The sequence below is a fragment of the Synechococcus sp. CCY9201 genome (genome assembly GCF_034931105.1).
Taxonomy (GTDB): domain Bacteria; phylum Cyanobacteriota; class Cyanobacteriia; order PCC-6307; family Cyanobiaceae; genus CBW1002.
Genome location: NZ_JAYGIC010000143.1, coordinates 1 through 12,117, shown reverse-complemented (window position 1 = coordinate 12,117; position 12,117 = coordinate 1). Strand labels below are relative to the sequence as shown.

The 12,117-nt window shown below is 67.0% G+C and carries 12 protein-coding genes and 1 tRNA gene; 4 read left to right on the top strand and 9 right to left on the bottom strand.

All coding sequences use genetic code 11. The features are described from left to right. Positions 1-51: 51 nt before the first annotated feature. Positions 52-477, top strand: coding sequence for a YccF domain-containing protein (locus VB716_RS13450; RefSeq protein ID WP_197153866.1), 426 nt, complete (start codon positions 52-54; stop codon positions 475-477). Between the two features lie 181 nt (positions 478-658). On the opposite strand, the gene VB716_RS13445 is transcribed toward VB716_RS13450, so the two are convergent. The 4 genes from VB716_RS13445 to ftsH all read right to left on the bottom strand — a co-directional run bounded on the left by VB716_RS13445 (position 659) and on the right by ftsH (position 4,545). Continuing rightward, positions 659-731: transfer RNA gene (locus VB716_RS13445), tRNA-Ala, on the bottom strand. A gap of 126 nt (positions 732-857) precedes the next feature. Then, entirely contained in the window at positions 858-1,493 is a 636-nt protein-coding gene (gene lexA / locus VB716_RS13440) for a transcriptional repressor LexA (RefSeq protein ID WP_197153865.1), read from the bottom strand. An 86-nt stretch (positions 1,494-1,579) separates the two neighbouring features. Next, complete coding sequence (argF, locus tag VB716_RS13435) at positions 1,580-2,536, bottom strand: ornithine carbamoyltransferase (protein ID WP_197153864.1); 957 nt, start codon at positions 2,534-2,536, stop codon at positions 1,580-1,582. 98 nt (positions 2,537-2,634) lie between these two features. Then, the gene (gene ftsH / locus VB716_RS13430) at positions 2,635-4,545 is read right to left on the bottom strand and encodes an ATP-dependent zinc metalloprotease FtsH (RefSeq protein ID WP_323270750.1); all 1,911 of its coding nucleotides are present in this window, start codon (positions 4,543-4,545) and stop codon (positions 2,635-2,637) included. Between the two features lie 113 nt (positions 4,546-4,658). Here ftsH and VB716_RS13425 point away from each other — a divergent pair, with 113 nt between their 5' ends. Together VB716_RS13425 and VB716_RS13420 are read left to right on the top strand one after the other, a co-directional pair. Next, a complete protein-coding gene (locus VB716_RS13425; protein WP_197153862.1) occupies positions 4,659-5,441 on the top strand; it encodes a potassium channel family protein in 783 nt (260 codons plus the stop codon). Between the two features lie 51 nt (positions 5,442-5,492). Further along, complete coding sequence (locus tag VB716_RS13420; RefSeq protein WP_197153861.1) at positions 5,493-5,738, top strand: Nif11-like leader peptide family RiPP precursor; 246 nt, start codon at positions 5,493-5,495, stop codon at positions 5,736-5,738. 57 nt (positions 5,739-5,795) lie between these two features. Here VB716_RS13420 and VB716_RS13415 read toward each other — a convergent pair whose 3' ends face one another. The 5 genes from VB716_RS13415 to VB716_RS13395 all read right to left on the bottom strand — a co-directional run bounded on the left by VB716_RS13415 (position 5,796) and on the right by VB716_RS13395 (position 11,411). Next, positions 5,796-6,860: a mechanosensitive ion channel family protein gene (locus tag VB716_RS13415; protein ID WP_231597747.1), complete on the bottom strand. Its 1,065-nt coding sequence runs from the start codon at positions 6,858-6,860 to the stop codon at positions 5,796-5,798. After that, positions 6,857-7,921 (bottom strand): bifunctional diaminohydroxyphosphoribosylaminopyrimidine deaminase/5-amino-6-(5-phosphoribosylamino)uracil reductase RibD, encoded by a 1,065-nt coding sequence (gene ribD, locus VB716_RS13410; RefSeq protein WP_322758862.1) that lies wholly within the window; start codon positions 7,919-7,921, stop codon positions 6,857-6,859. Before ribD ends, VB716_RS13415 begins: the two co-directional genes overlap by 4 nt. A gap of 77 nt (positions 7,922-7,998) precedes the next feature. Continuing rightward, entirely contained in the window at positions 7,999-8,526 is a 528-nt protein-coding gene (locus VB716_RS13405; protein WP_370594611.1) for a DUF3122 domain-containing protein, read from the bottom strand. Further along, positions 8,523-11,108 carry a GH116 family glycosyl hydrolase gene (locus VB716_RS13400; RefSeq protein WP_197169661.1) on the bottom strand — a complete coding sequence of 862 codons (2,586 nt, stop codon included), beginning with the start codon at positions 11,106-11,108 and terminating at the stop codon, positions 8,523-8,525. Before VB716_RS13400 ends, VB716_RS13405 begins: the two co-directional genes overlap by 4 nt. A gap of 51 nt (positions 11,109-11,159) precedes the next feature. Further along, positions 11,160-11,411, bottom strand: coding sequence for a hypothetical protein (locus tag VB716_RS13395; protein WP_197153858.1), 252 nt, complete (start codon positions 11,409-11,411; stop codon positions 11,160-11,162). A 118-nt stretch (positions 11,412-11,529) separates the two neighbouring features. Between VB716_RS13395 and cbiE the strand changes: the two genes are divergently transcribed. Continuing rightward, on the top strand, positions 11,530-12,117 hold a 588-nt coding region (cbiE, locus tag VB716_RS13390; protein WP_416238119.1), incomplete at its 3' end, for a precorrin-6y C5,15-methyltransferase (decarboxylating) subunit CbiE.

Below are 12,117 nucleotides of genomic sequence, written 5' to 3'. Positions count from 1 at the left end.
GATGGAGGTCATCGTGTGGCTACCGATCAGCAGCAACCTGCCTGTTCCAGCGTGAGCCTCCTTCTCAACATCCTCTGGTTTGTCCTCGGCGGCTTTGTGATGGGGGTGGGATGGTGGCTGGCAGGCCTCGTCGCCGCCCTCACGATCGTGGGGATTCCCTGGGCGCGCGCCTGCTTCGTGATCGGCAACTTCGCGTTCTGGCCGTTCGGCTATGAGGCCGTCAGTCGTCGGGAGCTCACCGGCCAGGGCGACTTCGGAACGGGGCCGCTGGGGTTGGTGGGGAACCTGATCTGGTTCCTGCTGGCCGGCTGGTGGCTGGCGATCGGCCACCTCAGCTCCGCCTTGGCCTGCTTTGTGACCATCGTGGGAATTCCCTTCGGCATCCAGCACATCAAGCTGGCTTTGATCGCCCTGGCACCGATCGGGATGAAGGTGGTGCCGGTCACAACCCCAGCAGGGGCCGGGCGTTACCCGTGAGTTGCCAGGCCACAGATGGTCAACGAAGTCAGGCTTGAGGGCACCCAGAGAGGCCCTATAAAAAATCTCGAATGAACTGGAGAGAGAATCGGGTACGAAATATTGAATTAAAATATAAAGTTGAAACTTAATTCAACCAAATATCTTGTTGAAACAAAGCCCCAACAAAAACAGTGATTAATGGAGCCAAGCGGATTCGAACCGCTGACCCCCTGCATGCCATGCAGGTGCTCTACCAGCTGAGCTATGGCCCCATGCTTGCAAGAAACGAACGAAGTTCTGGTGACTTCGCTTGGCTCGGAGAGCCCCGTCGCTCGCCAGGAGACTTTACACCGCGGCCTGTCCTGGCTGGATGGGTTCCGTCGAGCTGTTGTGCAGACTCAAAGCTGGCGCCACACGGCCACGAGGCGACCCTGGATCAGCACCTGGTCGGCGGGCAGCACGATCGGTTCGTAGGCGGGATTGGCGGCCTCCAAGCGGATCTGGGTTCCATCGGGATGGAAGTGCTTGAGTGTGGTCCCGCTGCCGGGCACCTGGGCGCTGACGATGGTGCCGGGCCGAATTCGGCTGGCATCGCTGACCGGTTCCATCAGCACCATGTCACCGTCAGCGATGTGGGCGCCCACCATCGAGTCTCCATTCACGGTGAGGGCAAACAGGCCACGACTTTCCAGCAGCGGCGCGATGTCGAGCCGGTCCTGGACATCGTCGAAGGTTTCCACCAGGCCTCCGGCCGCTACAGCACCAAGCACCGGAATTCCCTCGGAGCGCTCGCCCAGCAGCTGCAGAGTGCGGGCCTGGCCCTCCTGCCAGGTGATCCAGCCCTTCTGCTGCAGATGCCTCAGCCGGCTCTGGATCGGGGCCGGCGAACGCAGGCCCATCGCCTGCATCATCTGCCGGATCGAAGGACTGTGGCGATGGGCGGCGATATACCCCTCCAGCCAGTCGTACAACTCGCGCTGGGCCGATGTGAGCGTTTCCAGGGTGGAAGCGGCAGGAGGAGGGAGTACCGGCACAGATCATCGAGCACCTGATACATCTGTATCGCTCTGGGGCCACTTTTGTCCAGAGATCGGCTGGCCGGATTGGAACCCGGAGCCACTCAGAACGCCCCCAGCACCGCCGCCAGCAGGGCCTGCTGCACATGCAAGCGGTTCTCCGCCTGATCAAACACGCGGCTGGCGTCACCCTCAATCACGCCGGCACTGATCTCTTCGCCGCGGTGGGCCGGCAGGCAATGCAGCACGATCGCCCGACTGTCCGCCTCGGAAAGGAGCGCCTCATCCAGACACCAGCCCGCAAAGGCCCGCTCGCGTTCCGTCTGCTCCTGCTCCTGGCCCATTGAGGCCCACACATCGGTATAGAGCGCCTGGGCGCCGCGCACGGTTGCCACCGGATCGTGCAGCACCTCCAGGCGGCAGCGATCTCCGGCCAGGCTTCGGGCCTGCTCCACCACGGCCGGATCGGGCAGAAACCCCTCCGGACAGCCCACCCGCACGTTCACCCCCAGCAAGGCGCCGGCGATCAGGAGGGAATGGGCCACGTTGTTGCCGTCGCCGACGTAGGCCAGGGTCAGGCCCTCGATCTCCCCGAAGGAGTCCTGCAGGGTGAGGTAATCGGCCAGGGCCTGGCAGGGATGTTCCAGGTCGGTGAGGGCATTGATCACCGGGATGGAGGCCCAGTGCGCGTACTCGGCCAGCTCCTGCTGGGCGAAGGTGCGGATCGCCAGGGCATCCACGTAACGGCTCAGCACCCGGGCCGTATCCGCCACCGGCTCTCCGCGCCCCACCTGGGTGACCGAGGGGTGGAGATCAACCGTCTGCCCCCCAAGGCGCGCCATCGCCACCGTGAAGCTCACCCGGGTGCGGGTTGAGGCCTTGGTGAAGATCAGGCCCAGCGTCTTGCCGCCCAGGTCGATGCGGCGTTGTCCACTCTTGAGTTCGGCGGCCAGCTGCAGCAGGGCCAGGGTCTGATCGCCGCTCAGATCAGCGGAGGAGAGGAGATCCGATCCGCGCAGGCCGCTCAGCAGCGAGGCGAGGCTGGAGAGCTGGGAGGTCATCGCCCCATCTCAAAGAACCCTTATCCGGGATTGGGGGCCCCGCCGTCAAGGGCGGAGACCCGGAAGCATCCGGGGCGGGACGCTTCCCTGTCTGGGACTCAGGCTGGGCTGAGCTGATCTGCACAGCTGACAGCCTCTTCCCCCTGGGGCATGGTGCTGGAAGCGAGCAGATCCTTGAGATCGTCGCCTTCGATCACCTCCTTCTCGAGGATCTTCTCGGAGATCGAATCGAGCAACCCACGGTTGTGGTTCAGGATCGACAGGGCCCGTTCATGGGCCCGATCCACCAGGGTGCGCACCTCCTTATCGATCGCCTGGGCGGTGGCGTCACTGACGACACGGCGGGGGTTGCTGGGCCCACCGAGGAAGCGGCTGCCGCCCTGCTTGTCGTAGGCGAGGAGCCCAAGGGTCTCGCTCATACCGTAGGTGCCCACCATCTGCTCGGCGATGTCGGTGGCGCGCTGCAGATCATTGGCGGCGCCGGTGGTCACGGCACCGAAGACGATCTCTTCAGCGCTGCGGCCCCCGAGCAATGTGGCGATCTGCCCCTCGAGATCGCCCTTGGAGTTGAGAAAGCGTTCCTCCGTCGGCAGCTGCAACGTGTACCCCAGGGCTGCCATGCCGCGCGGCACGATCGAGATCTTCGCCACCTTGCTGCCGCCTGGCATCAGGTGACCCACGATGGCGTGGCCCACTTCGTGATAAGCCACCACTTTCTTCTCATCGGGCTGGAGCACTCGGCTCTTCTTCTCCAGGCCGGCCACCACCCGTTCGATCGCTTCGTTGAGGTCGCCCTGCTCCACACTGGTGCGGTAGGCGCGGGCCGCCAGCAGGGCGGCCTCGTTGACCAGATTGGCCAGATCGGCGCCGGCGAAGCCACTGGTGGCCTGGGCGATCTTGTCGAGATCAACGCTGCCCGACAACTTCACCTTCTTGGCATAGATGTCGAGAATCATCTTGCGGCCTGAGAGATCAGGCCGATCCACCAGGACCTGGCGATCGAATCGGCCGGGCCTCAGCAGGGCGGCATCGAGCGTTTCGGGCTGGTTGGTGGCCGCCAGCACGATCACCGGCTTGTCCTGAGCGGCGAAGCCGTCCATCTCGGTGAGCAGCTGGTTGAGGGTCTGCTCCCGTTCATCATTGCCGCCGACCACACCCATCGACCCGGAGCGGCTCTTGCCGATGGCATCGAGTTCGTCGATGAAGATGATGCAGGGCGCTTTCTTCTTGGCTTCCTCGAACAGATCCCGCACCCTGGCGGCACCGGCACCGACGAACAGCTCGACGAACTCGGAGCCCGAGATGATGAAGAAGGGCACACCGGCCTCACCGGCCACTGCTTTGGACAACAGGGTCTTGCCGGTGCCGGGAGGACCCACCAGCAGCACGCCCTTGGGAATGCGGGCGCCGATGGCGGCGTAGCGCTCCGGGGTCTTGAGAAAATCGACGATCTCGGTGAGCTCCTGCTTGGCCTCATCGACGCCAGCCACATCGGCGAAGGTGACGCGCGATTCCTCATCGGGCACGTAGACCTTGGCCTTGCTCTTGGTGAAGCTGAGGGCTCCCTGGGCGCCGCCGCCCATGCCACTTCTCCTGGCGAAGAACTGAAGCACCAGAATGAAGATCAGCGGAGGCACCACCCAGCTCAGCAGCGTGGTGAAAAAGTTTGGTTTTTTGGGAGGAGCAGCGGCGAATTCAACCCCATGCTGCTCCAGGCGCTGGGGTAGCTCCATGTCAAAGATCGGGGTCGTGGCCAGCACCGAGGGCGCGCCTTCTTCCTCAGGGCTCTTGAGTTCGTAGCGGATCTGGTCCTGGGTGATGTACGCACGTTTGACGTTGTCGTCGTTCACCTGATCGATGAACAGCGAATAGGGCACCCGCGGCACCTGCTGCATTCCCTGCGACGGCAGGAAGTTGCTGAACAGCAACAGCACACCGAAGCCGATCAACACCAGATTGATCACTCCGAAGCGCCGGTTCGGACCTTTGTCGTCCTGGCGGATGGCCATCGTCAGTCGTCCGTAGTCTGACCAAACTAAGGGTCCTTGCTGCAGGGGAGCCCCGAGGGCGGGGTGGGAGAACCGAACGGCGGCCCCACAATGCAGGCAACCGAGGCGGCTGCATGCATCTGCTGAGTCCAACTGATCTCAGTCCGGATCGACGGCGATCTCGCCGACATCGCTTTTACCGCAACCTGCTGCTGCTCGACCTGTTCATCCTGGGCTGCCTGAGCCTGCCGGCTCCGTTCAACCGGCTGGCCCATCTTGTTTACGGACTCCTGCTGCTGATTCTCAGCCTGCAGCTGCGCGAGACGCTGCGGCCCGGCGGCCGCCGCAGCAACGATCTGGCCTTCCGCCTGGTGGGGCTGGCCTGCTTGCTGTCGATGGTGTTCTGGTCGTTCACGCCGCTGGAGGTGCGCAACAGCGGCCTTCCCCTGCTGCTGCTGATCACCGGCTTCATCGCCTGGAGCCTGCAGCGGCTGATCCTGTTCCTGTCGGAGGAAAAGCTGATCAACCAGAAGGTGTTGATGGGGGCCGTGGCCGGCTACCTGCTGCTGGGCCTCACGGCCGGCATGGTGGTGACGGTGCTGGAGACCCTCCAGCCGGGCAGCTTCATCAGCGCCAGCGATCAAAAGCCACTCATCCTGCCAGGGCCGACCAGTTCATTGGAAGTGCCGTGGAACCTCGACTTTGTGCGTCTCACCTACTACGCCTTTGTCTGTATCAGCACCGTGGGTTTCGGCGACATCCTGCCCCAGACGCCAGCTGCGCAGATGTTCACGGTGCTGTTCACCGTGGTGGGGCCGCTGTACATCGCGGTTGTGATGGGGATCCTGATCAGCCGCCTCACGGTGCAGGAAAGCGAAGTCCAGAAGAGCCACCCGCCGCTGCGGGACGACCCCTGAGCACCTGGCACGCTGTGGGCTTAGGACTGAGACACCCATCGGACCTGATTCATGAGCCTTGATCAACTCGATGCCTTTCTCGCCCGCGCCCGCGCCGATGCCGACCTGCAGCAGCGGCTGAATCAGCCCCTGGAGTTGGCCGCTTTTCTGGCCCTGGCGGCGGAACAGGGCTACCAGCTCAGCGAGAGCGACGTGATCGCGGCCCAGCAGCGTCAGGAGAGTGAGCTCAGCGATGAGGAACTGCAGCACCGCACAGCCAGCGAGGCCTGCCGCCTGCGTCACTTCATTCCCAGCTGATCTGGTCCAGCACAGCCACTCCATCGACTGATCCGCCGCCGCGAGCCTGGTAGCCCCTTACCCTTCGGCCCCCGCTGAGCTCTCCTGCGGATCCTCGTTCTGAGGCTTGGTCTGGAGCACCAGCCTGGTCGGGAAGGGCATCGCGGCGCCCTGGCTGGCCACGACCCGGCCGATCCGCTGAAGGATCTCCTGCTGCAGCTCGTAATAGGCATCGGAGCTGCCGCCCCCGAAGCACTCCAGACGGAGATCGAGGCTGGATTCCCCGTATCCCACAAAATGCACCCGCCTGGGCAGGGATGGCTCCACCCCCGGGCATTGGGTCAGTTCCTCGCGCAAGGCGGAAAGGATCGGCTCCAGCAGGGGCTGATCGTCGTAGCGGATGCCGAACGTCACCAGCACCTGACGGTGATCGCGGCGCGCACCGTTGAGGATCGCCGAGCTGGCGAAGGTGGCATTGGGCAGATAGAGAGGCTGCTGATCCGGTGTGATCAATTGGGTGTAATACAGCCCGATCACCTTCACCGTCCCCTGCAGGGACTGGCTCGGCACCTGGATGAAGTCGCCGATCACAAAGGGGCGGTTCACATACAGCATCACCCCGCCCAGCAGGTTTTCCACCAGGGTGCGGGCGCCAAACCCGAGGGCGGCCGCACCGAAGCCACTGGCGGTGAGCAAGAGCGTGGGCGACACCCCCATCAGGCGCAGCACCTCGAGTGTCGCCAGCAGCAGCAACGTTCCCGTGATCAGCTTGTTGAGCAGGTCCTGAAGAAAGTTGCGGTCTGCCTGGCTGCGTTGCTGCAACCACTCCAGGTTTTCTCCGGCATGGGCCAGCAGGGCGCTTTTGCAGCGCAGCACTGTCCAGACCAGTCCGAGGATCAGCACCACCTGCCGCACCTCGCTGCCGTTGCGGCTCAGATCCCAGCCCAGGCGCTCGAACCCCCACCAGATCAGGGTGCCCAGCCCGATCGTGAGGCTGACACTGAGGCGCGCCCGCAGCAGCAGGCGCCGCGCCAGACCGCTCGGCCGTGCCAGCCGGGCCAGTTGGTCCATCCCGATCCAGACGACCACGGCCAGCAGCAGGCCGCTCAACAGAAGACCAAGGTCAAAGGGCAGGATGATCACGAGGCAGGGGCCTCCAGGCGCCAGAGCAGGTCGCCATCCAACACGGATGGCGGTCTTGCAGTCCATGCGGCCACCTGGTCCATGGCCGTGAAGCCGAGATCATCCAGGGGTGTGAAGGCGGCCAGACCACCCATTGGTTTTGGTGCGATCACGGCCACGATCTCCTGCACGGCCCCGACCCGCAGGGCCGCCGCCGCCAGAGCAGGGCCGCATTCCCACAGCACCTGGTTGCAGCCGCGCCGGGCCAGGGCCTCGAGCAGCTCCGTGGGTTCGCAACGGCTCAGCACCAGCCGTTCCACACCGCGTCGATCCAGCTGGAAGCGCCGCCGCGGCTGGGCTTCGTACCCGTGGGCCACCAGGGTTGCGGCGTCAGCCTGGTCCCAGAGACGGGCCTGCTCCGGCAGGGCCAGGCTGCGGCTCAGCACCACCCGCAGCGGCTCCGGCGAGCGTCGCCCCCGGCTGGTGAGCAGCGGGTCATCGGCTCGGACCGTGCCGCCGCCGACGATCACCGCATCGCAGCTGGCCCGTAAGTGGTGCACCCAGTCCCGTGACGCACTGCCGCTGATCCACTGGCTGGCGCCATTCGGGAGCGCCGTGCGGCCATCCACGCCCATGGCCCACTTGAGGATGGCCAGGGGGCAACCGGTCTGGACCCGATGCAGAAAGGCGCGGTTGAGGCGTAGGGCTGCCGCTTCCGCCACGCCCACGATCACCTCCAGGCCCGCCGAGCGCAGCTGGGCAATGCCACGGCCGGCCACCCGGGGATCGGGATCGGCCATGGCCACCACCACTCGCGCCAGGCCGGCGCGGATCACCGCCTGGCTGCAGGGGGGCGTGCGGCCCTGATGGCAGCACGGCTCCAGGGTCACGATCAGGGTGCCGCCGCGGGCCCGCTCACCGGCCTGCACCAGCGCGCCCACTTCGGCATGGGGTTCGCCGGCCGCGGCATGGAAGCCTTCGCCCACGAGCTGGCCGCTTCGATCCAGTACCAGGGCCCCCACCATCGGATTGGGACTGGTCCGGCCGGCTCCGAGGGCGGCGAGCTGCAGGGCCCGTTCCATCCAGCCGTGCCACTGGCTGGAGGACGAGCAGTAACCGATGCCCGCCCGTGGGCTCGGCAGAGGCGAGATCGGCAGGCTCACACTGGCTCCGCGGCGTCGTTGAGGCTGCGCCACTCCGCCACCACGTAAGGGGGCACCGGCAGGTCGGTGAACACTCCCCTCAGCTGCAGCCGCAGCGGCCGGTTCTGCTGCAGATCGGCCAGCAAGGGCGCCAGATCAAACTCAGCGGCCGCGGCCCGACCATCGCCGGCCAGGGCGGTGCTGGCCAGGGTCACATCGGCCAGTTGCCAGCTGAGGCGGCCGCTGACCACCTGCAGGTTGGTGGGGTGGTCGAGCCTCACCTTGCCGGGGTAGCCCACCAGGCGCAGGATCAAGGGGCCGCCGACCGGACCCTGGCGGTAGGCCACCACCTGCCAGCTCTGACCGTCGAGGTCCCGCAGGCTCTCGAGGCTGCGGACTACCGGGATGCTGTTCTGATCCGGATGGGCATGCAGCTGGGCCATCGCCAGCGCTGGCCAGCCCAGCCAGCAGAGCAGACCCAGGATCAGGGCCAGGCCAGGCTGGAGTGGGTGGGCCCAGCGCCGCTTCAGGGGAGGCACGTTCAAGCTGGCTGCTCCCTGTGCAACGGCCAGGGGGCCGGCTGTTCCGCGCCGGGAATCGCCTGCCAGTCCGTATGGGTGGCCCACAGGGCCCAGATCGCCATGGCCCGCAGGTAGTGGCAGGCGCGGAAGGTGTTCACCGCCGTGATCGCCTCGGGGGTGCGGAACTGCAGGCCGCCCCCATAGACCTGCTGCACCACGGCGCCGGTGATCGCGAAGGCGGTGCTGCTGTCGCCCATCAGCCGGTAGTAGGCGGCCAGGCCGAAGTTGATGCCGGTCCACACCTCCAGCGGGTGGGTGCCGTTGGGATCGAGGGGCGTGCCGTCGCGACGCAGGCCATTGGCCACACCGAGGCTGCCACCCCTGAACCCCTCGAAACAGGCTTCCTTGACGGCGTTGAGGGCGGAATGGGCCCGATCGTCGGCCACCACGGCGGGCAGACCGAGCAGGCGGGCGTAGAAATCGCCGCAGAGCTGGTCGGCCATCACCACGGGGGTGCCGCTACAGGCATCGATGGCGTAGTACTCGCCGTTCCAGAGCAACCGGTCGAAATTGGCGCGTGACTGCTCCAGCCAGCCGCTGAACTGCCGTTGCTCCTCTGAGGTATCAAGGCCCAGCTCCAGCTGGAGGCGCTGGCCCATCGCCAGGGCCGCCTCCAGGGCCGCGATCCAGAGCGCACCGCAATAGGCGCTCACGCCCTGCAGCGGCCAGTCGTCGAAGGTCTGGTCCGGGGCGCCGCCGTTGTCGGGCAGGCCGTCGTCGTTGGCGTCAAAGGTCTTGAGGTAGCGCAGCGCGTCCACGGCGGCCGGCCAGCACTCCGCCAGGAAGCGCAGGTCTTCTCCGGTCGGTGCGAGCCGGAACGTGCGCCAGACCTGCAGCACGAAGTCGCTGGCCAGATCCTTCCAGAGATTGCAGTCTTGATAAGCGGTGTAGTTGGTGGCATCCCAGGGCCGCTCGTTGGGGGCCCCGAGGTCGTGGGGTGTGGCACCAGCCACCTTGCGGGCGGCCTCGACGCGGCCCCGCCCCTGGGTGAAATACCAGCCGATCGGCCGCGGTGTGGGGTCGGCGGCGGGGATGGCGCGGGCGAAGCTGCGCAGCACGCTCTTGTCCAGCTCCGGCCAGAGCTGCAGCAGAGCGAAGGAGCCGTAGAGCCGCACATCAAGGCTCTCGTACCAGGCGTAGTCGAGGCACTCCAGCACCCCGAAGCGGCCCACCGGATCGGCGGGACTGGCAGCGGTCCAGAGGCTGCCGCCGCTGGCCAGGTCATAGAGCTCGTTGAACAGGGCCATGCGCAGCGGCTCCGGCAGGTCGGTGCGCTCCAGCACGGGCTGCTGCCAGGCGTCGATCCGCTCCAGCCAGCCGCGCCAGTCCCGCAGGGCTTCGGCGGCGATGGCGGCGGCATTGTCTCCCACCGCACCGAAGACATCGGTGTAGCGACGCAGGGCGGTCGTGCCGCTGGCGAAGGCCGTGACCGGCAGGTCCCAGCTGATCACCACTGGGATCTCGACCGTGGCGCCGGGCTCCAGGCGCAGCTGCACCGCCAGGGCGGCACTGGCGGGATCGTTCTCCGCACTGCGGCGATCGTTGTCGCCATCGGGGATGGAGCCGTCGCGGGCGAAGGGTTCCCAGAGTTCGGCGCCACTGCCAGCCGGGTTCCAGCGGCTGCAGCGCTGAATGCGGGCCCCCGGCACGCCGGCTGCCTCCAGGGCTGCGGCATCGGGCACCGCCAGGCACCACTGCCCTTCCCCTTCGGCGATCGGCTCGCTGCGCTCGCCCTCCAGCAGGATCCCCTGCAGGCCCGGCTGATCGATCCAGCGGTTACGCTGGCCGCGGCTGTGGCCGATGGCGGGCACGTAGTTGTGCTCGGGGCTGCCGTCGTCGCGGAAGTGCACCGAGGCGGAGGGATCGGTATTGCGGAACCAGCCCACGGTGTTGCGCCAGCTCAGCAGCAACGACAGGTCCAGGGGGCGGTCGCTGGGGTTGTGCAGCGTCCACACGAACACCGCCACCGGATAGCTGCTGCGCTGGTAGTCGCCCGGCAGGATCGGACTGAAGGCCTCGCAGCTGAGCTCGGCGGCGAACACACCGCTGTAGTGGGTGGCGCTGAGGGGATAGCGGGCGGCGTAGGTGCCGGTGGTGGTCTCGGCGGTGCTGGCGGGGTACCAGCTCCAGCTGGTCAGGGGCTCGCCCGCCTCGGGCCGGGAGGCGTCCAGCGGCGGCTTCACGGCCAGGGCATGGGCGCGGCTGCTGCTGCCATCGCTCTCGAACAGGGCGAACTGGCAGTCCGGCAGGGTGCCGAACCAGTGCTCGCCGCCGTCCAGGTGCCAGAGGTTGACGCTGCCATCGGGGCCTCGGCCGATGCAGCCGGCGCCGAAGCCCCCCAGGGGCATGCCGTGGTTGGGGCCGTCGTCGAGGTTGCTGGCGTAGCGCACGGTGTAGGGCGCGTCCCAACCCAGACCAAAGGGTCGCGACCAGCTGGCCACCGGAGGCTTCCAGGCCGTGCCGGCGCTGCGGCGGGACCCTTCAACCGGACGGGATCCGGCGTCCCGCAGCAGCGATGTCAGGGCGGACAGGCCAAAACGCGCCATGCAGGTTCTATGGATGCCCCCAGCTTGTCAGAGCTGGGTTGTCCCGTTCGATCACGGCTGCCACTCCTGGGGCTTCGGCGCCGGGAAGCCCCCATTCACCTCCTGATCCACCAGGGCATCGAGGGTGACGGCGGAGCGCACCAGGGCCTGATAACGCAGCACCACCCGGCGGTTGCGCTCGATCCAGGTGCCGGCATCGCCATCGGGCAGGCCGGCACCGTCGCCGGAAAGCAGCTCCAGGTCGCCCTGCTGGGCCAGCAGGGCGAGCACCAGATCGTGGATGCGCTGGCGGCGGTCATGCATGGCGGAGTGGCCGACGGACTCCCGAGGGAACGGAGTTGAGCATCATGGCCAGCACTGGCCGTGGCAAGCCCTGAGCGAACAATCCTGGCTGGATGTGGTGGGCACCGGTGCCGGCGGCATGGCCAGCCTGCCGGCGGCGGCACAGCAGTTGGTGCGCAAGGCTGCGCTGGTGGCCGCCCCGGCTCGCCTGCTCGACGAGCTGGAGCTCTGGTCGAAGATCCAGGACCCGCAGACCACTGAGACCCTGACGGAGGCTGCAGGACTGTTCTCCGCCAAGTCAGCCATCACGGGTTCAGGCGCTTCGGACGCATCCGGACCAGGTTCTGGGCCTCTCCTGATCGCCAGCGACAGACCCGCCGAACTGATCCCCCGGCTGCAAGAGGCCTTGGCCCAGAACTGCCGCGTGGTGCTCCTGGCCAGCGGCGATCCGCTCTGGTTCGGCATCGGCCGGATCCTGCTGCAGCACTTCAGCCCGGAGCAGTTGCGCTTCCATCCCGCCCCCAGCTCCCTGCAGCTGGCCTTCGCCCGCCTCGGCCGCCCCTGGCAGGACGCCAGCTGGATCAGCCTGCATGGCCGTGATCCGGCGCCGCTGGCGGCGGCGCTGCAGAAGCGTCCTGCCGCCCTGGCGGTGCTGACCGATCCGGGCCGCGGTGGAGCTGCTGAGGTGCGCAGCCTGCTGCGGGCCTCGGGCCTGGAGGCGGCCTAC